28 protein-coding genes are annotated in these 25,255 nt (G+C 43.2%); 23 read left to right on the top strand and 5 right to left on the bottom strand.

From position 1 onward, the window contains the following. Positions 1 to 233: 233 nt before the first annotated feature. On the bottom strand, positions 234 to 677 hold the full coding sequence (locus UN64_RS05920) for a hypothetical protein (protein WP_077360615.1): 444 nt from the start codon (positions 675 to 677) through the stop codon (positions 234 to 236). A 204-nt stretch (positions 678 to 881) separates the two neighbouring features. Here UN64_RS05920 and UN64_RS05915 point away from each other — a divergent pair, with 204 nt between their 5' ends. From UN64_RS05915 to upp, 4 genes are all read left to right on the top strand, one after another. Beyond that, complete coding sequence (locus tag UN64_RS05915; protein WP_077360613.1) at positions 882 to 2,117, top strand: serine hydroxymethyltransferase; 1,236 nt, start codon at positions 882 to 884, stop codon at positions 2,115 to 2,117. 341 nt (positions 2,118 to 2,458) lie between these two features. Further along, complete coding sequence (locus UN64_RS05910) at positions 2,459 to 3,031, top strand: sigma-70 family RNA polymerase sigma factor (RefSeq protein ID WP_245801967.1); 573 nt, start codon at positions 2,459 to 2,461, stop codon at positions 3,029 to 3,031. After that, a complete protein-coding gene (locus tag UN64_RS05905) occupies positions 3,021 to 4,067 on the top strand; it encodes a DUF4030 domain-containing protein (RefSeq protein ID WP_139343029.1) in 1,047 nt (348 codons plus the stop codon). Before UN64_RS05910 ends, UN64_RS05905 begins: the two co-directional genes overlap by 11 nt. A gap of 450 nt (positions 4,068 to 4,517) precedes the next feature. After that, positions 4,518 to 5,147 carry a uracil phosphoribosyltransferase gene (gene upp, locus UN64_RS05900; protein WP_066293906.1) on the top strand — a complete coding sequence of 210 codons (630 nt, stop codon included), beginning with the start codon at positions 4,518 to 4,520 and terminating at the stop codon, positions 5,145 to 5,147. A gap of 283 nt (positions 5,148 to 5,430) precedes the next feature. Here the strand turns inward: upp and UN64_RS05895 are convergent, their stop codons facing one another. Continuing rightward, positions 5,431 to 5,838 (bottom strand): DUF3889 domain-containing protein, encoded by a 408-nt coding sequence (locus tag UN64_RS05895; protein ID WP_077360609.1) that lies wholly within the window; start codon positions 5,836 to 5,838, stop codon positions 5,431 to 5,433. A 299-nt stretch (positions 5,839 to 6,137) separates the two neighbouring features. Between UN64_RS05895 and UN64_RS05890 the strand changes: the two genes are divergently transcribed. The 10 genes from UN64_RS05890 (at position 6,138) to UN64_RS05845 (ending at position 13,420) form a co-directional block, all read left to right on the top strand. Further along, complete coding sequence (locus tag UN64_RS05890) at positions 6,138 to 6,362, top strand: AtpZ/AtpI family protein (protein ID WP_077360607.1); 225 nt, start codon at positions 6,138 to 6,140, stop codon at positions 6,360 to 6,362. Beyond that, positions 6,362 to 6,745, top strand: coding sequence for an ATP synthase subunit I (locus tag UN64_RS05885; protein ID WP_077360605.1), 384 nt, complete (start codon positions 6,362 to 6,364; stop codon positions 6,743 to 6,745). The genes UN64_RS05890 and UN64_RS05885 overlap by 1 nt, the downstream gene beginning before the upstream one ends. A 6-nt stretch (positions 6,746 to 6,751) precedes the next feature. Beyond that, entirely contained in the window at positions 6,752 to 7,462 is a 711-nt protein-coding gene (atpB, locus tag UN64_RS05880; RefSeq protein WP_077360603.1) for a F0F1 ATP synthase subunit A, read from the top strand. Between the two features lie 83 nt (positions 7,463 to 7,545). Further along, positions 7,546 to 7,761 (top strand): F0F1 ATP synthase subunit C, encoded by a 216-nt coding sequence (atpE, locus tag UN64_RS05875; RefSeq protein ID WP_066293895.1) that lies wholly within the window; start codon positions 7,546 to 7,548, stop codon positions 7,759 to 7,761. A 109-nt stretch (positions 7,762 to 7,870) separates the two neighbouring features. Further along, positions 7,871 to 8,386 carry a F0F1 ATP synthase subunit B gene (gene atpF / locus UN64_RS05870; RefSeq protein WP_245801966.1) on the top strand — a complete coding sequence of 172 codons (516 nt, stop codon included), beginning with the start codon at positions 7,871 to 7,873 and terminating at the stop codon, positions 8,384 to 8,386. Continuing rightward, positions 8,383 to 8,934 (top strand): F0F1 ATP synthase subunit delta, encoded by a 552-nt coding sequence (locus tag UN64_RS05865; RefSeq protein ID WP_077360599.1) that lies wholly within the window; start codon positions 8,383 to 8,385, stop codon positions 8,932 to 8,934. The genes atpF and UN64_RS05865 overlap by 4 nt, the downstream gene beginning before the upstream one ends. A gap of 19 nt (positions 8,935 to 8,953) precedes the next feature. Then, entirely contained in the window at positions 8,954 to 10,453 is a 1,500-nt protein-coding gene (gene atpA, locus UN64_RS05860; protein ID WP_066293888.1) for a F0F1 ATP synthase subunit alpha, read from the top strand. Positions 10,454 to 10,692: 239 nt separating this feature from the next. Beyond that, the gene (atpG, locus tag UN64_RS05855) at positions 10,693 to 11,544 is read left to right on the top strand and encodes an ATP synthase F1 subunit gamma (RefSeq protein WP_077360598.1); all 852 of its coding nucleotides are present in this window, start codon (positions 10,693 to 10,695) and stop codon (positions 11,542 to 11,544) included. Positions 11,545 to 11,601: 57 nt separating this feature from the next. Further along, positions 11,602 to 12,990: a F0F1 ATP synthase subunit beta gene (gene atpD / locus UN64_RS05850; protein ID WP_077360596.1), complete on the top strand. Its 1,389-nt coding sequence runs from the start codon at positions 11,602 to 11,604 to the stop codon at positions 12,988 to 12,990. 22 nt (positions 12,991 to 13,012) lie between these two features. Next, entirely contained in the window at positions 13,013 to 13,420 is a 408-nt protein-coding gene (locus UN64_RS05845) for a F0F1 ATP synthase subunit epsilon (RefSeq protein WP_066293883.1), read from the top strand. 496 nt (positions 13,421 to 13,916) lie between these two features. Here UN64_RS05845 and UN64_RS05840 read toward each other — a convergent pair whose 3' ends face one another. Continuing rightward, complete coding sequence (locus tag UN64_RS05840) at positions 13,917 to 14,099, bottom strand: hypothetical protein (protein WP_077360595.1); 183 nt, start codon at positions 14,097 to 14,099, stop codon at positions 13,917 to 13,919. A gap of 166 nt (positions 14,100 to 14,265) precedes the next feature. On the opposite strand from UN64_RS05840, the gene UN64_RS05835 reads away from it, so the two are divergent. The 4 genes from UN64_RS05835 (at position 14,266) to UN64_RS05820 (ending at position 19,284) form a co-directional block, all read left to right on the top strand. Further along, positions 14,266 to 14,811 (top strand): glycerol-3-phosphate responsive antiterminator, encoded by a 546-nt coding sequence (locus UN64_RS05835; protein ID WP_077360593.1) that lies wholly within the window; start codon positions 14,266 to 14,268, stop codon positions 14,809 to 14,811. A gap of 213 nt (positions 14,812 to 15,024) precedes the next feature. Beyond that, a complete protein-coding gene (locus tag UN64_RS05830) occupies positions 15,025 to 15,852 on the top strand; it encodes an MIP/aquaporin family protein (RefSeq protein WP_077360591.1) in 828 nt (275 codons plus the stop codon). A 33-nt stretch (positions 15,853 to 15,885) separates the two neighbouring features. After that, positions 15,886 to 17,388, top strand: coding sequence for a glycerol kinase GlpK (gene glpK / locus UN64_RS05825; RefSeq protein ID WP_077360589.1), 1,503 nt, complete (start codon positions 15,886 to 15,888; stop codon positions 17,386 to 17,388). Between the two features lie 231 nt (positions 17,389 to 17,619). Further along, positions 17,620 to 19,284, top strand: a complete 1,665-nt coding sequence (locus UN64_RS05820; RefSeq protein WP_077360587.1) for a glycerol-3-phosphate dehydrogenase/oxidase — start codon at positions 17,620 to 17,622, stop codon at positions 19,282 to 19,284. 298 nt (positions 19,285 to 19,582) lie between these two features. Here the strand turns inward: UN64_RS05820 and UN64_RS05815 are convergent, their stop codons facing one another. Both UN64_RS05815 and UN64_RS05810 read right to left on the bottom strand, forming a co-directional pair. Further along, complete coding sequence (locus UN64_RS05815) at positions 19,583 to 19,972, bottom strand: DUF1722 domain-containing protein (RefSeq protein ID WP_077360585.1); 390 nt, start codon at positions 19,970 to 19,972, stop codon at positions 19,583 to 19,585. 32 nt (positions 19,973 to 20,004) lie between these two features. Then, positions 20,005 to 20,202, bottom strand: coding sequence for a hypothetical protein (locus UN64_RS05810; protein WP_077361165.1), 198 nt, complete (start codon positions 20,200 to 20,202; stop codon positions 20,005 to 20,007). A gap of 227 nt (positions 20,203 to 20,429) precedes the next feature. Between UN64_RS05810 and UN64_RS05805 the strand changes: the two genes are divergently transcribed. Genes UN64_RS05805 through nuoH form a run of 5 tightly spaced genes read left to right on the top strand, consistent with a single transcriptional unit; the run spans position 20,430 to position 24,812 of the window. Beyond that, positions 20,430 to 20,804: an NADH-quinone oxidoreductase subunit A gene (locus UN64_RS05805; RefSeq protein WP_077360583.1), complete on the top strand. Its 375-nt coding sequence runs from the start codon at positions 20,430 to 20,432 to the stop codon at positions 20,802 to 20,804. Next, positions 20,795 to 21,310, top strand: coding sequence for a NuoB/complex I 20 kDa subunit family protein (locus UN64_RS05800; RefSeq protein ID WP_066293864.1), 516 nt, complete (start codon positions 20,795 to 20,797; stop codon positions 21,308 to 21,310). Before UN64_RS05805 ends, UN64_RS05800 begins: the two co-directional genes overlap by 10 nt. Beyond that, positions 21,307 to 22,707: an NADH-quinone oxidoreductase subunit C gene (locus tag UN64_RS05795; RefSeq protein ID WP_077360581.1), complete on the top strand. Its 1,401-nt coding sequence runs from the start codon at positions 21,307 to 21,309 to the stop codon at positions 22,705 to 22,707. The genes UN64_RS05800 and UN64_RS05795 overlap by 4 nt, the downstream gene beginning before the upstream one ends. A gap of 3 nt (positions 22,708 to 22,710) precedes the next feature. Continuing rightward, positions 22,711 to 23,811, top strand: coding sequence for an NADH-quinone oxidoreductase subunit D (locus UN64_RS05790; RefSeq protein ID WP_077360578.1), 1,101 nt, complete (start codon positions 22,711 to 22,713; stop codon positions 23,809 to 23,811). Next, the gene (gene nuoH, locus UN64_RS05785) at positions 23,811 to 24,812 is read left to right on the top strand and encodes an NADH-quinone oxidoreductase subunit NuoH (RefSeq protein WP_077360576.1); all 1,002 of its coding nucleotides are present in this window, start codon (positions 23,811 to 23,813) and stop codon (positions 24,810 to 24,812) included. The genes UN64_RS05790 and nuoH overlap by 1 nt, the downstream gene beginning before the upstream one ends. The last annotated feature ends 443 nt before the right edge of the window (positions 24,813 to 25,255 follow it).

Here is a 25,255-nt window from a genome sequence, read left to right as displayed (position 1 = left end):
CTCACAAGGAGCTGTTTTCGCAATCATTGTAGTACTTGGAAGTGGTTGATTTCCGTTTCAGATACTCGCTTTCCACGGGGCGTGCGGTGAGCCCCCTAGGCTAATCAAGCCTGTCGTGGTCTCACCTGTCCCCGTAGGAGTCTCGCATCTTACACTCCTATCAACTTGTCAATGAAGAGTAAAAAAACAGGGCAGCCAAAGTAAGTTTACTTACTTTTGACAAGCCCTTTTCTCTATTCAATATAAGTAGCGTTGATCAACGAAAGTCCTGATTTTGCATCTTTTCCAGTCTTCACGTTTCCGTAGACGATGATGTCAGAACCAGGTGCGACTTTGCTCATCGTAAAGTTCATAACCTTAAAGTCTGTTTCTCCCACTTTAAGCTCAAAGCTTCCGCCTGTTGCGACTGGAGTTTCCGAATTAACGGTACCAACCGCTTTAATAATTTTTTGCTCATAAGCTTTCGGGTCGGCTTCTAATGCTTTTGGATCTAATTCAACTGCATTTTCCTGCATGTTTTTAATGATTTTAGCCTGATTGGCTGTTTCATCAGAAGCTGTTTTCTCTTCTGTTTGTTCCTTTTTTGGCTTTTCTTCTGGCTTCACATTTTCCTCGCTGCAGCCAGCAAGTGCAAGCATAAGGACGAGAAGACTCGCTCCAAACCACTTTTTCTTCATGATGTATGACACCCCTTTTAAATCTACTGTTTCTCTCTATTATGTATCATCATACCATGTTCATCCCTATCAAATAAAATGAATTTTCACACCTTTGTGAAAGATTGTGCATTTCCTCTTACAACTGACAGCATAAATGTGTAAGATAGAAGGGTATGTTACAATCATAATAGTTTTTTCACATAAGGTAAGGGGGAAGCGAAAATGAACCATTTGAAAACAGCTGATCAAGAAGTCTACCAATCCATCATGGATGAACTGCATCGCCAGCGTACAAAAATCGAATTGATTGCTTCTGAAAACTTTGTTAGCCAAGCCGTAATGGAAGCTCAAGGCTCCGTTTTAACGAATAAATACGCAGAAGGCTACCCGTCAAGACGCTATTATGGCGGATGTGAACACGTGGATGTGGTTGAGAACCTGGCAAGAGACCGCGCGAAGAAAATCTTTGGTGCCGAGCATGCCAACGTTCAGCCGCACTCTGGTGCACAAGCCAACATGGCGGTTTACTTCACAATTTTAGAGCAAGGTGACACCGTTCTTGGTATGAACCTTTCTCATGGCGGCCATTTAACTCACGGAAGTGCTGTTAACTTTTCCGGCATTCAATACAATTTTGTAGAGTACGGAGTTGATAAAGAGAAGAATGTCATCGATTATGAGGATGTTCGTCAAAAAGCGCTTGAACACCGTCCGAAGCTGATCGTCGCTGGAGCGAGTGCGTATCCGCGTGCGATCGATTTCGCAAAGTTCCGTGAAATTGCTGATGAAGTGGAAGCTTACCTTATGGTGGACATGGCCCACATCGCTGGTCTTGTAGCAGCCGGCCTTCACCAGAATCCAGTTCCTTATGCTGACTTTGTAACGACGACAACACACAAAACGCTTCGCGGACCGCGCGGCGGAATGATTTTATGTAAAGAAGAATTTGCTAAAAAAATTGATAAATCCATCTTCCCGGGCATCCAGGGCGGTCCTTTGATGCATGTGATCGCTGCAAAAGCGGTATCGTTCGGTGAAGTGTTAACAGATGATTTTAAGGTATATGCTGAGCAGATCGTGAAAAACGCGAAGCGCCTTGCTGAGTCTCTTAAAAAAGAAGGACTTACGCTAGTTTCTGATGGTACAGATAACCACTTGATCCTGATCAACGTGAGCGAGCTTGCGTTAACAGGAAAAGTAGCTGAAAAAGCGCTTGATGATATCGGAATCACAGTGAACAAAAACACGATCCCATTTGATCAGGAAAGCCCGTTTGTAACAAGCGGAATTCGTATCGGAACTGCAGCCGTTACTTCCCGTGGTTTTGTAGAAGAAGATATGGATGAGATCGCATCGATCATGGCATCCGTATTGAAGAACGTTGAAGATGCAGATGTATTGAAAGATGCGGAAGCACGTGTTGGGAAGCTAGCAGGTAAATATAAGCTTTACGAATAAAAATAGATTTGATTAGAACCAGAACCCTTTTGCCGATTGGCGGAAGGGTTCTTGTTTTCTTAATGAAACTCATATTATGGGAAAATTTTAAATAAAGATGTTAGGTGAATGATGACGCCGGTGTATGTATTGTTGGGTGTTTCAGTCGTTTCGGTCGTGTAGTTAAGTGAATTTATCAGGTGGAGCGGAAAGGTAGAATGCTCATTACACCTTGCTGTAAAAAAGTGTATGTTAGGAGTGTCGGTTTTTTAACGACACTTCTTTTTTTATAAAAAAATTTATATTTTACGGAACCGTTTAAAAAAAATGTCGTCTGTATCTGTAGAAAAGGAGGTACGACTTTGATTAATCACATAAAGTCTGAAGCTGGTCAGCATACCGGCTATGATCTCATACAGAGAAAGGAATGCGACCTTGACAGTCTTATGAAAGAGTATGGACAAAGTGTTTTGTGGTTAGCTTATTCTTATGTAAAAGATAAAAGCCTAGCAGAGGAGATTACACAGGATGTATTTATCAGCTGTTACGAAAAGATGGATACTTTCCGGGAAGAATCTTCAATAAAAACATGGGTATACCGAATTGCGAGCAACCGATGTAAAGATGTCTTGAAGTCACGTGCGTACAAGTATAAGAAACTCACACAATCTTTATTTGATCACTATTTTTCTACTGAGCAGACACCAGAAGATTCCTTTATTAAGAAATCAGACGAAAATGAGCTCTCACTAAAAGTCCTGGCTTTGCCCATCAAGTACAGAGAAGTGATATACCTTTATTATTTTGAAAACTTGAAACTGGATGAAATCAGCATCCTTCTATCAATAAAAACAAACACGGTAAAAACGAGACTGCACAGAGGCAGAGATCTTTTAAAGAAAATGTATGAAAGAGGTGGGAGTCATGGAAGATAAGCTGAAAAAATTAAGGGGAAGCATGACAAATACAGTATTATCAGATGTTACATTCGATCAAAACCTGGAGCGGAAAATACATGACCGGATAGAAAGACGAAGCTTTACCAGCAAGAGGAACCATTTGGGGAAGAGATTCATGTACCTTACTGCTGCTGCTGTACTTCTTTTTGCATTATTTATCGGCTCAGCATTCGTTTCTCCCGCAATGGCAAAAATGGCCGCAAAGATTCCGTACTTAGGACAGTACTTTGAATCTGAAAATATCGGTTATGTCATCCATGAAAAACTGAAGGAAGAAAGATATCAAATAAGCGGAGTAGGTGCCTCTTATCAAGGGAAAAAAGAAATATTTATTGATATACAAGGCGATGATCAATATTTCGAAAAAGTGAAAAACGAAGTCCAATCTTTGGCTGCAGAGATTTTGAAATCCCGAGGCTATGATGCATATTCCGTTAAGGTAGGTAAATATCAGGAACGTATCTTAAGTGAAGAAGACAAAAAGTTTATGCAAGAGCAGGAAAAACAAGCAGAACAAGATGAGAATATATTAACGGCTATCAATAAGAAGCGTGAAGAGTATCAATTAGAAGGTTTAGGGATCGACTCCAATAAAAAAATAATCGAGATGGAAGTTCCAAACACGGTTGAAAGAACAGATGAAATGAAACAACAAGTTCAAAAGATTGTTAGCGCTCATACGAATGAGTCTTACACGATTAAGATTAAAAAAATAAATATGAAGAAAAGAGATCAGGATTGGAGATGGGGACAGATCCTTACAATGGTTGGCGAGGATTTAATGGGCAAAAAAGTGTATAAAGTAACCGGTCTGGCGTACTCTGTCTACCCATCACCTGAAATCATTTTTAAAACTTCTTTAAAAAGCACTGATCCTGATTCAAAAGAGCATGCAGAACAGCTTGAGAAAGTGATTGAAGACTATCTGAAAACAGACGAAATGAAAGAAAAGGTAAAAGGCGATTCTTATACGATCACAATCCGCAGCAAAGATCAAAAGAAATTAAATTAAGGTAAAAAAAGAGATCGCGGTGCTGCGGTCTCTTTTTCATTGGTAGTTATGACCGCTGTCTTTCTAAGGCGGACACTAAATTTCATTAAATTCATAATTGTACGGTGGCTCTTATTTTTTGTATGGTAACGCGCTATTTTTGTACGGTTTCGGCAAATTTTTGTTCGGTCTAACTTCCTAATTTTTACTTGCCTCAACAAATAGAAAGAAAATGTATTTGTGAAAAAGAATGATGAGTACTCGCGTCAATATTTATCCTTTTTTTCATGGTTTCATCCCACAAAAAGGGGAATAGTAACAAGTGAGCTGAACAAGAAATATTTGGAGTACATATTGCGGGAATATTACCGCTGATTTTCCTTGAAGTGCACCATGTTTTTCTGTACAATGCTAGAGATGCTTTTTTAGAAACGCCAATAAAAGTTACATAAAAGGAGAGGTGCTTTAAACATGAGCAATGTATATGTCCTTGATCATCCGTTAATTCAGCATAAATTGACATACATTCGAGATGAAAGAACGGGTACAAAAGAATTTCGCGAGCTTGTAGATGAAGTGGCTGGGCTGATGGCTTTTGAAATTACGCGTGACCTTCCATTGCAGGAAGTTACCGTGAAGACGCCAGTTGCTGAAGCGACAATGAAAACAATCGCCGGAAAAAAATTAGGGCTAGTACCTATCCTTCGTGCCGGTCTTGGTATGGTAGACGGCATTCTTAAACTGATTCCAGCGGCAAAAGTAGGACATGTCGGTCTATACCGCGATCCTGAAACGCTGACACCGATCGAATATTACGTAAAGCTTCCTTCCGATGTAGAAGAGCGCGACTTTATCGTGATTGATCCGATGCTTGCGACAGGCGGATCTGCATCTGCAGCGATCACTTCTATTAAAAACCGCGGTGCGAAAAACATTAAGCTTATGTGCTTAGTTGCTGCTCCAGAAGGTGTAAAAGTGATCCAGGACGAGCACCCTGATGTGGATATTTTCTTGGCTGCATTAGACGAGAAGCTGAACGACCACGGATACATCGTTCCAGGTCTTGGCGACGCTGGTGACCGTTTGTTCGGAACAAAATAAGACGGAAAAATGATGAAACTGACTCGATCGAGGGTGGAAATGCCTCTGTCGGGTCAGTTTTTTTGGAATATAGGTTGTGTGCGTGAAACTAACATAATCCTGCGTGGACAGATAGAGATTCTGCGTGGAAGTCATGAGTTTCTGCGTGAAACAAAGTAATGTTTGCGTGGAAATGAGATTTCCTTGAGCGAACGTGTAATAAATAAAAGAACACGTACCGTAAATCCGTAAAATCCAATAAAAGAAGGCTGACAACCGTCAGCCACCCTCGCCAAAAATCTATTTAGCCCATTTCCTCAAACTTCATATCGATCAGTTTCTCATCATCATGCATCACGCCGACTTTCACGAGATGCTTCTTATTCTTCTGATACACCGTAAAATCAAAGTAATCGGTGATCGTCCCGTCCGGGGCAACTCTGCGCGTGTCATATTGATAATCGCTGACGCGGCTTTCCGGATACTTCTTTTTAGTTTCTTCTAAGGCCATTTTACCCCATTTTGCATAATCAACCTGTGTCATGCCCGTTGGTGTCTGATCGTTATATTGTACATTCAATGGTTTGTCGCGATCATTCTCGACATTATTTCTCATATCGCGGGACTCTTCCACCGGTTTTTTGTCGTAGTTCATGCAGCCGGCAGCGAAAATGGCAACAACAGCAAATAATATTAAAACTTTTTGTTTCATTTTGACCAAGCTCCTTCCATATATTTAATGTAAGTATTTATCAAATAGGTAATATTATTCCGTTTAATCCGGTTTCATGGGAAATTGAGGAAAAAATAGTACACAATGTTAACTATAAACCTTTGAAACAAGCCACAAAATTTCCACAATTTATTTAATAAACCGCCCCGGAAGTCGTTGACATAGAAATGTCACTATTGTATTCTTACAAAGGGAATATGGTAAGGTTTACATTCTTGTCTTTTCAAGGGTTTTTTAAGAAAAAATTACCTGTTTCCAGAAGGAAGGAGTCCACATCTATGAGCAATGGGAAACGCCCCTATAAAGCAATGGCTTTAATGTCTGGCATTCTCTCTCAGCTTGTTGGCTGCATTTTGATTGGACTTTTTGGAGGGAAATGGCTTGATGAATACATCGGCAATGAATTTCCAATCTTCCTCATCATCGGGTTGTTTCTTGGTCTTGGAGCAGGTGTTTACGGGATGATCCGCTTAATATCGAAGTTTTCAGGGGATGGGCAATAATGGATGAGTACCGATCGGTGTTTTTTAAATACATAAAGTACACATTATATCTCCTCTCGATTCTTTTCGTCGGTTACGCTGTCACTCCTTACAAAACCATCTTTTTAGGACTGGCTCTAGGTACTGTTTTCGGTCTCTATAATCTTTGGAGTATGTATTCGAAGATTGAAAGAATGGGACAAGCAGTGATTCAGCAAAAAAAAGTGAAGTCACTCGGTTCACTTTCAAGACTCCTATTAGCAGGGTTAGCGGTGCTCATCGCAATGAAATACCCGGAACATTTTCATTTATTAAGTGTGGTAGTGGGATTGATGTCGGTCTACATTATCATGTTAATAGATTCACTAACTCAAGCTATACGCACTCCAAAGGAAAAGAGGTGAACATAGGTGGAACATGGTGCAGTTACTAAAGATTTTCTCGGTTTGACGTTTAACTTGTCAAACGTACTGATGATCACAGTTTCATCCGTTATTGTTTTCCTAATTGCGGTACTCGCTACTCGGGCCTTGTCAATGCGACCAGGAGGAATGCAAAACTTCCTTGAATGGGTAGTCGATTTCGTAAAAGGAATCATAGGCAGCACGATGGACTGGCATACTGGCGGACGTTTTCTTGCTTTAGGACTTACGCTTATCATGTATATTTTCGTAGCCAACATGCTGGGATTACCTTTTGCAGTAGTAGTCGACCATAATTTATGGTGGAAATCACCTACTGCAGACCCGACGATTACATTGACTCTAGCGGTTATGGTAGTGGCGCTTTCACACTATTACGGTGTGAGAATGAAGGGGTTCAAAGAATATGGAGCAGAATTTTTCAAGCCAATGAAGTTCTTGTTCCCGTTGAAGATTATTGAGGAGTTTGCAAACACCCTTACGCTTGGTCTTCGTCTTTACGGAAACATTTTCGCTGGTGAGATGCTCTTAGCACTATTAGCAGGACTTGGTACAAGCGGTATTTTCCAAGGAGTCTTCGCATTGCTGCCGATGATGGTATGGCAAGGGTTCTCGATCTTTGTCGGTGCGATCCAGGCGTTTATCTTCACAATGCTGACAATGGTTTACTTGGCACATAAAGTAAGCCACGATCACTAATTATCGGGAAAAATCAAGCTTCTATATATAGGAGCCAATTTTCATAAAAATTTTAAGGGAATTCAGAAGGGAGAAATTTTATCATGAATCTTATTGCAGCTGCAATCGCGGTAGGTCTAGCGGCACTTGGTGCTGGTATTGGTAACGGTTTAATCGTAGGACGTACAGTTGAGGGTGTTGCTCGTCAACCAGAACTACGTGGTACTCTTCAAACAACAATGTTCATCGGGGTTGCGTTAGTTGAAGCACTTCCAATCATCGGTGTAGTTATCGCGTTCATCGCTCTTGGCGCTGAGTAATCATAACAAGCATTGTTTATTACGATTTTTATAATGGCGAAGCAAGTTTCCGAATAGGGACTACCCTTCGCCATTCCTTATGTATGATCGATTGAAGGGAGGAAATGCTGTGCAATCCTTAATTCTAGGTGCTGCTACAGGTGGAATTAACACTGGAGATATCCTTTTCCAGTTAGTATCATTTATCATCCTATTAGTATTGCTGCGCAAATACGCATGGGGCCCGTTAATGGGAATCATGAAAGAGCGCCAATCACATATTAACAGCGAAATTGATGCGGCTGAACAATCCCGTCAAGAAGCTAAGACTTATCTTGAAACTCAAGTTGAAGAGTTGAAGAAAGCACGAGAAGAAGCAAAAGCAATTATCGACAATGCGAAAAAGCAAGGCGAAGCTCAAGGTGAAGCAATTATTAAAGCATCCCGTGACGAAGCTGAACGCGTGAAAGAAGCTGCATTGGCTGAGATCGCTTCTGAAAAAGAAAAAGCAGTTGCTACACTTCGTCAAGAAGTTGCTGCTCTATCCGTTAAGATCGCTTCTAAAGTTATTGCAAAAGAACTTGATGAAAGCTCTCAGGAGAAGCTCATTAACGAATACCTTCAAGAGGTAGGCGAGTCTCGATGAGCAAAGATCAAGCAATCGTAGCAAAACGTTATGCATTAGCACTTTTTGAAGTAGTTGGTGTTACGAAACTTGAAGAAACAGTTTCAGAATTGCGTCTTGTAAAAAACGTTCTGGAGATGAACAAAGATCTTCAGAAAGTTTTAGCACATCCAAAAGTATCTAAAGATCAGAAGAAAGAATTGATCAAAGAGAGCGTTGGAGCTGACCTTTCTCCTGCTGTAATGAACACTGTTTACCTGATGGTAGACCGCAACCGTTACACATATATCACGGAGATGGCAGCGCAGTTCATTGAATTAGCAAATGAGGCACAAGGCATTGCTGACGCAAATGTATTCTCTGTTCGTCCTTTATCAGACACAGAAATACAGAAGCTGGAGCAGACGTTTGCTGCCCGAGTCGGCAAAAAAGCGTTGCGCATTAATAATATTGTAGATTCTTCATTAGTTGGAGGAATCAAGATCCGCATTGGCAACCGTATTTTTGACGGAAGCATCAGCGGAAAGTTGAATCGAATGGAACGTCAATTAGCTTCTAACGGAAGCTGAGAGGATAGGGGTGAAATTCATGAGCATTAAAGCTGAAGAAATCAGTGCTTTAATAAAAAAGCAGATTGAAAACTATCAATCTGAGATCGAAGTAAATGATGTGGGTACAGTTATCCAGGTCGGTGACGGTATTGCCCGTGCCCATGGATTAGATAACGTAATGGCTGGTGAGCTAGTTGAATTTTCTAACGGTGTAATGGGTATGGCCCAAAACCTTGAAGAAAACAACGTAGGTATCATCATTCTTGGGCCTTACCAAGAAATTCGTGAAGGTGACGAAGTAAAACGTACAGGACGCATCATGGAAGTTCCTGTAGGTGAAGAGCTTCTTGGTCGTGTAGTTAACCCTCTTGGACAGCCTATCGACGGCAAAGGTCCAGTTGCTACTACTAAGACTCGCCCAATCGAGCAAAAAGCACCAGGAGTTATGGCTCGTAAATCAGTACATGAGCCGCTTCAAACTGGTATTAAAGCGATTGACGCACTTGTGCCAATCGGACGCGGACAGCGTGAGCTTATCATCGGTGACCGTCAAACAGGTAAAACAGCTGTAGCGATCGATACGATCCTTAACCAAAAAGATCAAGATATGATCTGTATCTATGTAGCGATCGGACAAAAAGAATCAACAGTTGCGGGCGTTGTAGAAACACTTCGTTCACACGGAGCGCTTGATTACACAATCGTTGTATCAGCATCTGCTTCTCAACCTGCACCAATGTTGTTCCTTGCTCCTTACTCTGGAGTATCTATGGCTGAAGAATTCATGTGGGCTGGCAAGCACGTATTGATTATCTATGATGATCTTTCTAAGCAAGCTGCTGCATACCGTGAGCTTTCCTTGCTACTTCGCCGTCCTCCAGGCCGTGAAGCTTATCCAGGGGACGTTTTCTACCTTCACTCACGTTTACTTGAGCGTGCAGCGAAGTTAAACGACGAGTTGGGTGGCGGTTCCATCACAGCGCTTCCGTTCATTGAAACGCAAGCATCTGACGTATCTGCATACATTCCAACAAACGTTATCTCTATCACAGACGGACAGATTTTCTTACAATCTGACTTGTTCTTCTCCGGTGTTCGTCCGGCGATCAACGCAGGTATCTCCGTTTCTCGTGTAGGGGGAGCAGCACAGATCAAAGCGATGAGTAAAGTATCCGGTACACTTCGTCTGGATCTTGCTTCATACCGTGAGCTTGAAGCATTTGCTCAGTTCGGTTCTGACCTTGATAAAGCAACTCAAGCAAAACTTAACCGTGGTGCACGTACTGTAGAAGTACTTAAGCAAGGACTTCACAAGCCGCTAAAAGTTGAGCACCAAGTTGCAATCCTATATGCATTGACTCGCGGATACATCGATGATGTAGCTGTTGAAGATGTAAGCCGCTTTGAAGAAGCCCTTTACGCACACATGGAAGCTAACTCTAAAGACGTTCTTGATGCAATCAAGACATCTGGAAAACTTCCTGGCGACGACAGCCTAGACGAAGCTATCAAAGCATTCAAAAAGACGTTTGCGTAATTTTTTATAGATAAAAGACCTAAAAGCAGTGGTGCGGAAACGTTTCGCACCCTGCAACCAGCTTACTAAAAAGGTTTGTTTAAAATGAGGATTAACAGGGCGGAGGAGTTCGAGGCGACGCAGTTTCGAGGATCGGAGTTTAGTTGGCTAAATGAGAACCGGAGAAACAAGTCAACGAAGAAATCCGACAGGAATGTTAACCGGAATTTTAAACCTCCGCTATAAAGGTGGTGAAATGAATGGCATTAAGAGACATTAAAGCTAGAATAGATTCTACTAAAAAGACGATGCAAATCACGAAAGCGATGGAGATGGTTTCAGCTGCAAAGCTAAACCGTGCTGAGCAGAATGCAAAATCTTTCGGCCCTTACGTGGATAAAATCCAAGAAGTGGTTGGAAGCATTGCGTCTGGAAGCAACGCGAAACATTCCATGCTTTTAACACGTCCAGTGAAGAAGACAGGTTACTTCGTCGTTACAGCTGACCGTGGATTGGCAGGAGCTTATAACTCAAATGTTTTACGTCACGTTTACCGCACGATCCAACAGCGTCACAAGTCACCTGATGAGTACGCATTGATCGTCATCGGTAAAGTCGGTGTAAACTTTTTCAAAAGCCGTAAGATGTCTATATTAGACAGCATCACAGGTGTGGCAGACCAGCCATCCTTTGCTGAAATTAAGGCGATCGCATCAAAGGCAGTCAGCCTTTATGCAGACGGTACGTTTGATGAGCTTTACATGTATTACAACCATTTTGTAAGTGCCATTCAGAGCGATCTGACGGAGAAGAAGCTTCTTCCGTTAACTGATATCGCTGAAACTAAATCAAAATCTTCTTATGAGTACGAACCTTCAGAGGATGAGATCCTTGAAGTACTTCTTCCTCAATATGCAGAGAGCTTGATTTATGGTGCTTTACTTGATGCGAAAGCAGCCGAGCATGCTTCTCGTATGACTGCGATGAGAAATGCAACGGATAACGCTAATGAACTGATCGGCCAATTGACACTTTCATATAACCGTGAGCGTCAAGCAGCTATCACTCAGGAAATTACGGAAATCGTCGGCGGTGTAGCAGCACTTGAATAGAACTTTTTAAAGTTGATTGAAGTGCATCATGTGCAAAGTAAGATAGGAGGGAAACCGATGAATAAAGGCTATATTACTCAAATTCTTGGACCGGTCGTTGACGTAAAGTTTGAAGGCCAGCTTCCAGAATTGCTTAACGCTTTAACTGTTAGCGCTGAGGGTGTTGATCTAACACTAGAAGTAGCACTTCACCTTGGTGATAACATGGTTCGTACAATCGCAATGGATTCAACGGATGGTCTTGTTCGTGGGATGGAAATCGCTGACTCAGGTAAGCCGATTTCAGTACCAGTAGGTGAAGCAACACTTGGACGCGTATTTAACGTAACAGGTGATCACATTGACCTTGGTGAGGCAGTACCGGCAGATGTTCGCCGTGACCCAATTCACCGTTCAGCACCTTCTTTTGAAGAATTAACAACAAAAACTGAGATTCTTGAAACAGGAATCAAGGTAGTTGACCTTATCGCTCCATACGTAAAAGGTGGAAAAATCGGTCTTTTCGGTGGTGCGGGTGTAGGTAAAACAGTTCTTATCCAGGAGCTAATCAACAACATCGCACAAGAGCACGGCGGTATCTCCGTATTCGCAGGTGTTGGTGAGCGTACTCGTGAAGGTAATGACCTTTACCACGAGATGAGCGACTCTGGTGTTATCAAGAAAACGGCAATGGTATTCGGACAAATGAACGAGCCGCCAGGAGCACGTGCACGTATCGCTCTTTCTGGTTTGACAATGGCTGAATTCTTCCGTGATGAGCAAGGACAAGACGTTCTTTTCTTCGTAGATAACATTTTCCGTTTCACGCAAGCAGGTTCTGAAGTATCTGCCCTTCTTGGCCGTATGCCATCAGCGGTAGGTTACCAGCCAACTCTTGCTACTGAGATGGGTCAGCTTCAAGAGCGTATCACATCTACGAAAAAAGGTTCTGTAACATCTATCCAAGCGATCTATGTACCTGCCGATGACTATACGGATCCGGCTCCAGCTACAGCGTTTGCTCACTTAGATGCAACAACAAACCTTGAGCGTAAACTAACAGCTATGGGTATCTATCCAGCGGTAGATCCACTAGCTTCAACTTCTCGTGCACTTTCTCCTGAGATCGTTGGAGAAGAGCATTACGAAGTAGCGCGTAAAGTTCAGGCGACTTTACAGCGTTATAAAGAACTTCAAGATATCATCGCGATCCTTGGTATGGACGAGCTTTCTGAAGATGACAAGCTAGTTGTACACCGTGCGCGTCGTATCCAGTTCTTCTTATCTCAAAACTTCCACGTTGCAGAACAATTTACAGGACAAAAAGGTTCATACGTTCCTGTTAAAGAAACAGTTCGTGGATTCAAAGAAATCCTTGAAGGAAAATACGATGATCTTCCGGAATCAGCGTTCCATCTCGTAGGCTCTATTGAGGATGCTATTGAAAAAGCAAAAACTTTGGCCTAATGCCTGAAAGGGGTAAGATTGGATGAAAACCATTCAAGTCAGCGTAGTAACCCCTGATGGTCCTGTGTTTGAAGGAAATGCGAAAATGGTCAGCGCGAAAGCAAAAAGCGGGGAGCTTGGAGTTCTTCCAGGCCATATCCCGCTTGTAGCTCCTTTAACGATCAGCGCCGTGCGTGTTCACGACGTTGATGGGAAAACACAATACGTGGCCGTTAGCGGTGGATTTATTGAAGTGCGACCTGAAAAAGTCACAATTTTAGCAGAAGCTGCTGAAGTTGCTGGCGACATCGAAGTGGATCGCGCACGTGCAGCGAAAGAACGTGCCGAGAAGCGTCTTGCAGGCAACAAGCAAGATAACGTAGATGCAACTCGTGCGGAATTTGCACTAAAACGTGCAATCAACCGTATCGACATTGCAGCAAAGCGTTAATTTTTCAAGCCTTCCAGCTCTTTTATGGAGCTGGGGGCTTTTTTTGTTGTTCTTTAATGTGATGGGAGAGAGTAGGGTATCAGCAGTAAATATTGCGGGAATAAGTGGATACGCGGGTATATAGGCGGCGAAAAATGTCGAGGATTGTAGACTCGCGGATAAACAGCTAAAACTTTTGGATTGAGGGCTTTAACTCGTGGATAAACTGCCCAAATTTCTGGATTGATGCGGCTTTTTTCTGGATTCGACCCCTTGAACAAGACTGAATACCCCTTTAGGTATCATCTCAAAACAGTTTCGGAACCCGAAACTCCACCTAATTTAAGTATCTTAGGTTTAGTCCATCACGTCCAACTTAGTTTTTTTGTAGAATAACCTCATTTTCTCCCTGAAAATAAAAATATCCCTTCTGAAAATAATCAGAAGGGATATCTGCATCACGTTCATTTCTTTTAAAGGAGGCTGAAATGAAAATTTACTATTATGGGGGACTGAATCAGGATTTTCCGAACACCGATGGAAGGTCATTTTTCTTTTTTAGCCAGACCTGTTCTCCGTTTTCATCTACAATCCTATCCGCTTCTTCTAACTCCGCTTTTTCAGCAACTTCGTCTCTAAAAGGATTTGGAAAATTGCTATAAGGAACGAGTTGATGTCTTATCTTTTTATTTATAATCATAATCATCTCCTCTGCATAAAGCTGCTGGGTTTAAGAAGCCATACTACATTAAATGCTCGTCCACGGCAGTTCGTATGTGTTATTATCACAGAATATAAAAAAGGGCTACACATCAATAAAATTACGCGAAATGAAAATGATAAGAAGTATAAGAGGAGTGTGCACGATGAGTTTTCATGGTCAAAAAGTTCTACCAGCGGCTAGAAAGATGAAAGATTTTGAGAAGCTGCTTAAAAGCAAATATACATACATAGTTTGTTTAGATACGCATATTAGTCAGCTGAAATTTATGATCGCCATGGCAAATGAGCGGAATAAGAAAGTTCTTGTCCATCTGGATCTGATCAATGGCTTGAAAGCAAACGAATATGCCGTGGATTTTTTAGCTCAGGAAATGAAACCGTCGGGAATCATATCGACACGCTCAAACTGCATTATTCGAGCGAAAAAAAGGAACATGATCGCTGTCCAGCGCTTATTTTTATTAGATTCATTAGCACTTGAAACAAGCTATAAAGTAATCGAACGTGCTCAGCCAGACTATTTAGAGGTTTTGCCGGGCATCATGCCGGAAATAATTAAAGAAGTGAGAGAGCAAGCGCAAATACCAATAATTGCTGGCGGGCTTATCCGTACGAAAGAAAATGTCTTGCAAGCCCTTAGTGCAGGAGCGGAAGCAGTAACGACCTCTAATCCAGAATTGTGGATCTAATATTTTTCTTGAATAACGTTTGACAACGTTTACATCCTTGCTATAATAGAGACAAGTTCATAAACGTGACGGAGAACATGGAGATCCACAAAGGGTAACTTATAGCAAAACTATAGGTATCTTTTGCTGGGTCTTTTTTGTTTGCTTCCATCACGGTTCAAAAAAGCAATTATACAAAATCATCTTGTCAGTAAGCATAAAGGAGGAAAAATGATGTCAACATTTATGGGAGAATTAATCGGTACGATGATCCTCATTATTTTTGGAGGGGGTGTTGTTGCAAACGTTTCCTTGAATAAATCCAAGGCACAAGGCGGCGGTTGGATAGTCGTTGCACTAGCTTGGGGACTTGCCGTATCAGTAGCGGTTTACGCGGTCGGAGGTTTCAGCGGTGCGCACATTAATCCGGCTGTAACACTCGGACTTGCTGCAATCGGTGAATTTGCCTGGAGCGATGTCCCAATGTACATCGTCGCTCAGGTAATCGGCGGAATGCTTGGTGGAATCGTTGTGTACTTCCACTTCCTGCCGCATTGGAAAGCGACTGAGGATAAAGCGGTAAAGCTCGGAGTTTTCTCAACTGACCCTGCGATCCCGCACACTTTCTCGAACTTGCTTTCAGAATTTATCGGAACAGCTGTTTTGCTTGTAGGATTATTATCGATCGGAGCGAATAAATTTTCAGAAGGACTAAATCCGCTGATCGTCGGATTCCTGATTGTCGCAATCGGCTTATCACTCGGTGGTACGACTGGCTACGCGATCAACCCTGCACGTGACTTAGGACCAAGAATTGCACACGCGATTTTGCCAATTCCAGGAAAAGGCGGTTCAAACTGGACGTATTCATGGATTCCAGTTGTAGGTCCAGTACTTGGAGGGGTATTCGGAGCGTTGTTCTATCAAGCTGTTTTCACTGGCAAAGTAACGTCGCTATTTTGGATTTGGACAGCGGTATGTGCAGGAGTATTGGCAATTACGTTCATGTTAGGACAAAAAGGCACACATGCAATACCGCACGGAAATAAAATTGAAAACTAAAATACAAATAAGATACTCGGGAGGGTTTTTGAAATGGCAAAAAAATATATTATCGCACTCGACCAAGGAACAACAAGTTCAAGAGCTATTCTATTCGATCAAGCTGGAGAAATCGTTGAAATCTCTCAAAAGGAATTTAAACAGCATTTTCCTAAGCCAGGCTGGGTGGAGCATGATGCACAGGAAATCTGGGGAACGATTTTAGCGGTTGTTGCAGAAGTTCTTCATAAAACAGATACAAATCCTGCTGAGATCGCGGCGATCGGAATCACGAATCAGCGTGAAACGACAGTTGTGTGGGACAAGAACACAGGGAAGCCTGTTCACAATGCGATTGTTTGGCAATCACGCCAGACAGCTGAAATTTGTGATGAACTGAAGAACCAAGGACATAATGACAAGTTCCGCGACAAAACTGGACTTTTAATCGACGCCTATTTTTCTGGAACAAAAGTAAAGTGGATTCTTGATAACGTTGACGGAGCAAGAGAAAAAGCGGAAAACGGCGATCTTCTTTTCGGAACGATCGATACATGGCTTGTGTGGAAGCTGACTGGCGGTAAATCGCACGTGACCGATTATTCAAACGCATCACGAACGCTTATGTATAACATCTATGACTTGAAATGGGACGACGAATTGCTCGATATTCTAGGCGTTCCAAAATCGATGCTTCCAGAAGTAAAATCTTCTTCTGAAGTATATGGAGAAACGATTGATTATCATTTCTTCGGACAAAACATTCCGATCGCAGGAATTGCCGGTGACCAGCAGGCTGCACTTTTCGGACAAGCGTGCTATGAAAAAGGAATGGCGAAAAACACGTATGGTACTGGATGTTTCATGCTCATGAACACCGGCGAAAAGGCAGTTCCGTCAGAACATGGACTTCTTACAACAATCGCTTGGGGCATCGATGGTAAAGTAGAATACGCTCTAGAAGGTAGTATTTTTGTGGCAGGATCTGCGATTCAATGGCTTCGTGATGGATTGCGCATGCTAAAAGATGCAGCAGACAGTGAAAAATATGCAGATCGTGTTTCGTCAACTGACGGTGTATATGTGGTGCCAGCCTTCGTAGGACTTGGTACACCTTACTGGGATTCTGAAGCACGTGGGGCGATCTTCGGATTGACGCGTGGTACAGAGAAAGAGCACTTTATCCGTGCAACGCTTGAATCACTCGCTTATCAGACGAGAGACGTACTCACTGCGATGGAAGCAGACTCTGGGATCGAGCTGAAAAAGCTGCGTGTTGATGGCGGAGCAGTTAAGAATAATTTCTTAATGCAATTCCAAAGTGATATTCTAAATGTTCCGGTTGAACGTCCAAAAATTAATGAGACGACGGCACTTGGAGCGGCTTACCTTGCTGGTCTTGCAGTAGGTTTCTGGAGTGACCGCCAAGAAATCGCAGAAAAGTGGAAAGTGGACAAAGATTTCGACGTAAACATGAAAGAAGAAGAACGCGACGAACTTTATGGCGGCTGGAAAAAAGCTGTTGAAGCAACGATTGCTTATAAACCTAAAGCTTAACCCTTGAAAAAGTTTAAATTTGCGTTATACTAAAACCAAGTTGATATTGAACCGGTTGGAGATCAGGAGAGACCACAAAACCTCGTAAACAGTTGCGGGGTTCTTGTGGTCTTTTTTTGCGTAATGAAAGCGCACTAAACGTAAAATCTGCGTGTTGCAGCGCTAATTAACGGGAAAACTACCCATAGCTTTTATGTGTCCGACGGTTCTAACAGAAGGAGTGAGAGGAAAATGACAGCAGCATTTTCAACCTATAATAGAGAAACAATCATCGATAATATGAAAAAACAAAAGCTCGATTTGCTTGTAATAGGCGGCGGTGTTACAGGAGCAGGTATTCTGCTTGATGCCCAGACGCGCGGAATGAAGGTCGGGCTCGTTGAAATGCAGGATTTTGCAGCAGGAACTTCGAGTCGTTCTACGAAACTCGTTCACGGCGGACTGCGCTATTTAAAACAGTTCGAAGTGAAGCTAGTTGCTGAAGTCGGGAAAGAGCGCGCAATCGTTTACGAGAACGCACCACATGTAACAACACCAGAATGGATGCTTCTGCCGATCTATAAAAATGGAACGTTCGGTAAATTCTCGACATCGATCGGTTTAAAAGTGTATGACTTTTTAGCAGGCGTAAAGAAACAAGAACGCAGAAAAATGCTATCAGCCTCAGAAACATTGAAACACGAACCACTTTTGAAAAAGAGTGGGCTACAAGGCGGCGGGTACTATGTGGAATACAAAACGGATGACGCCCGTCTGACTCTTGAGATCATGAAGGAAGCAGTTGCCCGAGGTGCATCAGCTGTTAACTATTCGAAAGTGACAAGTTTTATATACAATGGGAAAAAAGCAGTCGGGGTAAAAGTCGAAGATCAACTGACAGGTGAAGTTCATGAGATTTATGCGAAAAAGATTGTGAACGCAACTGGTCCTTGGGTTGATGAGCTCCGCGAAGAAGACCGGTCGAAAACAGGAAAAGAGATCCACCATACAAAAGGAATCCACCTCGTTATCGATCAGTCGAAGTTCCCGCTCAAACAGGCTGTTTATTACGACACAGAAGACGGTCGAATGGTGTTCGCGATTCCGAGAGCGGGCAAAACGTATGTGGGAACAACGGATACAGACTATAAAGGAGACCTCGCAAACCCAGGCATGACTGAAGAAGATCTGAACTATGTCCTGAACACGATCTCCTTTATGTTCCCGGAAGTGAAGGTTACCCGAGATGATGTCGAGTCCTCATGGTCAGGGCTTCGTCCGCTGATTCATGAACCGAAGAAAGGTCCATCTGAAATTTCGAGAAAAGATGAAGTCTTTCACTCTCCGTCTGGTCTATTGACGATCGCCGGCGGAAAGCTTACCGGCTACCGCAAAATGGCGGAAAAAGTAGTCGATATCGTTCGTGACCAGCTGGCAGAGGAAGAAGATGCGAAGTTCCCAGACTGCAGAACACAGCATTTGGAACTGTCAGGCGGAAAAATGGGCGGCAGCGAAAACTTCGGAGACTTTTTACGTATGAAAGTGCAGGAAGGTCTTGGATTAGGGCTTGATGAAACGAAAGCTAGTGAGCTTGTTCAGCGTTACGGAACGAATATTGATGTTGTTTACGGATTTATGAAAGAGCGCGGTGAGGAAGCGAAGAAATATAACTTGCCGAAGAGCCTTTACGCATCCCTTCTGTACGCGCAGGAATACGAGATGGCTTCGACTCCATCCGATTTCTTGATCCGCCGAATTTCTGCTCTATACTTTGACATCGATACGGTGTACAAATGGAAGGAAAACGTCATCAGCTGCATGGCCGATAAATTGGGCTGGGATGACGAACAGAAGCGTGATTACGCAGCCGAATTTGAAGAGCAGCTGAGATTGTCGGTTGAACCGGTTAATGAATAACGTTGAGATGAGCAATCCCGTATTGGTCCGGGATAGCTTTTTTGTTGGTGGGATGGGGGTATATGTGTGCAGGGGTTGGTCACCTTTTGTCGAAATTCGTTTAAATATTTCATTACCGTGGAATTAATTCCATTTACCCTGTAATAAAATGCATTTACCGTGGAATTATTTCGGTTTACCGTGGAATTAATACCTCATATACCTAGTGAGGTATTCACGAAGTGCGTAGCGAACTCACTGGAATCCCCGATTTTTAACCAAATAAAAGGATGCTGCCCGCAAAAGTTGGACAGCATCCTCATTTTTTTATAAAAGTAGATTGTTTTAAGTAGTCAGATGGGTATTTTTGAAGCAAATATTGCAAGTACAGCTGAATTTCATAAGGAGTCTCTTCAAAAACTCCATTCTCGCTATCCTTTAGCTCATCCAGCAGTGAAAAAAAGTGCTTTTTATCGTCGGTTTCAGCCACTTTTTTAAAATAACCCCAAACATGTTCCAATGTATTGATGAGTGCTTTTTTATCGTAAGGTTTTTGTTTATAATCGAAGATCAACTTTTGAATCTCAACATATTCTTCTGTAAATTGTGCTTCTCTCATTTTACCCTGAATATCTTTATAAAGGTTATAGCCCTTGGCCATTACAGAATACTTTTCACTAGCCCAAAGCAGTTCGGTCTCTTTTTTCAAGTAGAGATCACTTCCTCTTTTTAGGCATTTTATTAAATGAAAACGTAAAGCGCGAGTGCTATTAATGAGACAAGAATCAGCACAGCGTAAATCGCAGTTAAACGAAAGAGATTTTGTTTTGTTGAACTTCCGTATTTTTCATCCTGCGTTCTGGAGATCATGATTGTTCCTACTAACCCTGCTACTGAAATGACAACAATTAAGAAATAAGCAATCCACCAAAAGTCCATAAATACATCTCCTCCTCTTTTCACTTTTATCATACTCCTAACTTCCTGATAATCACATGTGAAAATTTACAGGATTATGAACATTTCTATAGAAAAATAAGAATACAACATTTTTATAGTTCATAAGCATGTCACAAAAGGTATCATCGACACAAAAAATGGAATTTGTTATAATTGAAGCGGTTACATAATTTGAAAAATTCTGAGTTTTTATGGGGGTAGTCAGAATGGATTTTTACAATTTATATCAGAACAATTACCTCATCGTGGCTGTATTTCTTTTTTTAGGGATCCTTTTGCCGGTTGTCGCTTTGACAGCGGGTCGTATTCTGCGTCCTTATAAGCCGTCGGCAGAAAAATACACCACTTACGAAAGCGGGATCGAACCTTTTCACCAAAGCTGGGTTCAGTACAATGTCCGCTATTATTTGTTTGCACTTATGTTCGTTATTTTTGATGTTGAAACGGTGTTTTTATATCCATGGGCAGTGGCTTATGAAGAGCTAGGCGTTTTTGCCCTGATTGAAATGGGAATTTTCGTTGTTCTTTTAACGTTAGGTCTCGTATACGCTTGGAAAAAGAAGGTGCTTAAATGGACATAAAATGGGAGCTTACGGCTGAAGAACGTTCAGAACTGGAACGCAACGTCTTTATGGTAACACTCGAACAAGTAAAAGCATGGGCACGAAGCAACTCGCTTTGGCCTCTGACATTCGGACTCGCGTGCTGTGCGATCGAAATGATGGGAACCGGCTCCTCGCATTATGACTTAGACCGATTTGGGAGTATCTTTCGAACGTCTCCTCGGCAGTCAGATGTCATGATCGTTTCAGGAACGGTTACTAAAAAAATGGCGCCTGTATTAAAAAGGTTGTATGAGCAGATGCCTGAGCCGAAGTGGGTCATAGCGATGGGTTCATGTGCAACCGCAGGCGGTCCATATATCAAATCATATGCCGTTGTAAAAGGGGTCGATCAGATCGTCCCTGTCGACGTGTACATACCTGGCTGCCCGCCAAATCCAGCAGCGCTGATTTACGGCATCAACAAGCTTCAGGAAAAAATCCGTTATGAAGCGAAGACCGGCAAGAAGGTGATGAGCGAATGACAAAAGAACATAACGAATCCAATGAAGGTTTATCCATAGAAGAGCAGAAGAAAAAGGCTGCTGCTGAAGCAAAGGCAAAGGCGCTTGAACTCGCGAAGCAGCGCCAGGCGGAAAAAGCAAAAGCGGAAGAAGCAACGGAACCCGTGGCATATCCAGAATTAACAAAAGAAGAGTTGAAAAAGAAAGCTGCTGCTGAAGCAAAGGCGAAGGCACTTGAACTTGCGAAGCAGCGTCAGGCAGAAAAGGCGAAAGCGGCGGAAGCGGCGGAAGCGTCCGAACCCGCGGCAGAACCAGAATTAACAAAAGAAGAGCTTAAAAAGAAGGCAGCCGCAGAAGCGAAGGCGAAAGCGCTTGAACTTGCGAAACGGAGACAGGCAGAAAAAGCAAAAGCGGCAGAAGCCTCCGAACCAGCTGCTGAACCAGAATTAACAAAAGAAGAGCTAAAAAAGAAGGCTGCTGCAGAAGCAAAGGCGAAAGCGCTGGAACTCGCGAAACAGCGTCAAGCTGAAAAAGCTCAAGATTCTACTGAATCAAATGAACCAGCTGGTGACGACGAAAAGGCGAAAGCAGCAGCAAAAGCAAAGGCTGCCGCCGCAGCTAAAGCGAAAGCAGCCGCTGCCGTGAAGGCAAAACTCGCAAGAGAAACAGGCGGAGACGCAGCAACCGAACCAGCATCCGACGACGAAAAGGCAAAAGCAGCAGCAAAAGCAAAGGCCGCTGCAGCTGCAAAGGCGAAAGCAGCCGCAGCCGCGAAAGCAAAAGCATCAAGAGAAGCGGGCGTAGAAGCTCCAGCGGGTGACGATGAAAAAGCAAAAGCCATCGCAGCCGCGAAAGCAAAGGCTGCAGCCGCTGCAAAAGCGCGTGCCGCAGCTAACGCAAAAGGTGCTGCAGCAGAACCAGCAGAAGAAGAAAAACCTTCACCAAATCAGCCGATCCTCGATACCTACATAAAAGTCATCAAAGAGCACTTAGGAGAAGAGACGTTAGAAGATGCTTATATCAACAGACTCTCAAAAGACGTGCCGACATTAGTCGCGAAACCCGATACCTATTACAAAGTCGCTGAGTTTTTAAAACACAACGATCAGCTTCGTTTTGATTATTTGTCTGAAATGCATGGAACAGATTTTGAAACGCATTTTGAAGTATATAACCATTTATATTCGTATGTAAATCGCCAGTCCGTTGCATTAAAAGTAAAAATAGACAGAAATAGTGCCGTTACCCACTCTATTACCCCGTTATGGGCAGGCGCAAACTGGCCTGAGCGTGAAACGTATGATCTTTTAGGAATCCATTTTGAAGGTCATCCGAACTTAACACGCATAATGCTTCCGGATGACTGGGTAGGTCATCCGCTTAGAAAAGATTACGAACCGCATGACGTGGAGGTGTAGAGAATGATCAGAACAGAAGAGATGCTCCTCAACGTTGGACCTCAGCATCCGAGTACACACGGCGTTTTCCGGATCGTACTAAAGATCGACGGTGAAACGATTATTGAAGCAACACCTGTAATCGGCTACCTCCACCGCGGGACTGAAAAGCTTGCTGAAAACTTGCAATATACGCAGATTATCCCGTACACAGACCGCATGGATTATTTGGCTGCGATGACGAACAACTACGTGATCTGCCATGCCGTTGAAACGATGATGAGTCTCGAGATTCCTGAACGTGCGGAATACTTGCGCGTTATTGTGATGGAGCTCGGACGAATCGCGAGTCACCTCGTTTGGTTCGGTACATATTTACTTGATATTGGTGCGATGAGCCCCTTTCTATACGCATTCCGTGAAAGAGAAGCGATCATCAACATGCTGAACGAAATTTGCGGTGCGCGCCTTACGTTCAACTACATGCGTGTCGGCGGCGTGAAGTGGGATGCGCCAGATGGATGGATCGAAAAAGTTCGTGATTTTGTTCCGTATATGAGAGAAGAGCTTGCGGGCTATCATGATCTCGTGACAGGAAACGAGATCTTCCTGAACCGTGTAAAAGGGATTGGCTATTACTCGAAGGAAGAAGCACTCGATTACTCATTAAGCGGTGCGAACTTAAGATGTACCGGCACGAGCTGGGATCTTAGAAAAGACGAGCCGTATTCGATCTATGACCGTTTTGATTTTGATGTACCTGTCTTTCATACAGGCGATGCATGGGCGCGTTATCAGTGCCGCATGCAGGAAATCGAAGAATCATTAAAGATTTTAGAACAAGCTGTTGAACAATTCCCTGAAGAGGGTCCGGTAATGGCAAAAGTGCCAAGAATCATCAAGCCGCCAAAAGGAGAAGCGTTTGTCAGAATAGAGTCACCACGTGGAGAAATCGGTTGCTACATCGCGTCCGAGGGCAAAAAAGAGCCTTATCGCTTAAAGTTTCGCAGACCGTCTTTTTATAACCTGCAGATCTTGCCTAAGCTTTTAGTCGGCGAAAACATTTCCAACTTGATTACGATTTTAGGTGGAATCGACATTGTGCTCGGGGAGGTTGATGGCTGATGATGGAGGATCTATTATACGCACAGCCTGGCTGGACGCATGTGGCCATCTTCTTCGCACTAGGTGCAGCCCTTCTAATGACCGTGCTGGGATTTGTAACATACGCGATCTTAGCTGAACGTAAAGTGCTCGGATTCATGCAGATGCGTACAGGACCGAACCGCGTTGGGGGAAGATTCGGTCTTCTGCAAACCGTCGCTGACGTATTTAAACTTTTAATCAAAGAAGATACCATTCCTAAGCTTGCTGACCGTCCGCTATTTATTCTGGCTCCGGTTATCGCGTTTGCTCCCGCGTTCATGGTGCTTGCGACGATTCCGTTCTCGGAAAACATGCAGTTCGCAGACCTTGGTGTCGGCTTGCTTTATTATGTGGCCATCTCAGGGATTTCGACGATCGGCATCCTGATGGGCGGCTGGGCTTCTAACAATAAATATTCACTGCTTGGGGGCATGCGTGCTGCGGCACAAATGATATCGTATGAGATCCCGCTCGTTATTTCGGTGATCGGCGTTATCCTTTTTGCCGGCAGCCTGAACTTAAACGACATTGTACGGGGACAAGAAAATATCGCGTACATCTTTCTAACACCGATCGGGTTTTTTGTCTTTTTGATCTCCTCGATCGCCGAGTTGAACCGTACGCCGTTCGACTTGCCAGAAGCAGAATCAGAGCTTGTTGCCGGATACCACGTAGAATACTCAGGCTTCCGCTGGGCGTTCTTCATGCTGACAGAGTACGTGTACTTGTTCGCAATGGCGTCGCTCACAACGGTCTTGTTCCTCGGCGGATGGATGCCGCTTCCGTTTCTGGGCTTCATACCAGGAATGCTGTGGTTCGGCATAAAATTCAGCCTTGTCGTGTTTTTCATGATCTGGATTCGCGGAACACTTCCACGTCTCCGTGCTGATCAGCTAATGGGCTTTGCATGGAAAGTCCTTCTACCGCTCGCACTGCTGAATATATTCGTAAGTGCAGCCGTAAAAGAACTATTTTTATAAAAGATTGTTTTTGTAAACTTTGTTGTTTTTGGAAGATGTTGATTTCCGTTCCAAGTTGCTCGCTTTCCGCGGGTCAGGCGGTGAGCCACATTCGTACGTTTCACTTTTAAGTGTCTCACCTGACCGCCAGTCCCGCAGGACAAGGAAGGCTACGGCAGCGACACATCGCACGAAGAAAATTTGAAGTTTAATTTTCGAGGAGTCTCGCAACTTTCCACTGCAATCAACCTTTTCGATGAAGAACTCTGTAGCAACAATCTTTTAGAATAGAACCTTATAAAATGACTTAAGGAATTGCTTAGTTGTTTGGTTGAAGCTAGCAAATTTACTTTCTATCTAGCTTTTTGTAACAACTTCATCGAATTGTTGGTTGGAGCGCAAGGTGCGAGACTCCTGCGGGATCAGCGGGACAGGTGAGACCATTCAATGTCGCAAAGCGACGA

It is taken from the genome of Fictibacillus arsenicus, from assembly GCF_001999465.1.
Classification (GTDB): domain Bacteria; phylum Bacillota; class Bacilli; order Bacillales; family Fictibacillaceae; genus Fictibacillus; species Fictibacillus arsenicus.
Note: the sequence above shows the minus strand (reverse complement) of the source record. Positions and strands in the feature narration are given on the sequence as shown.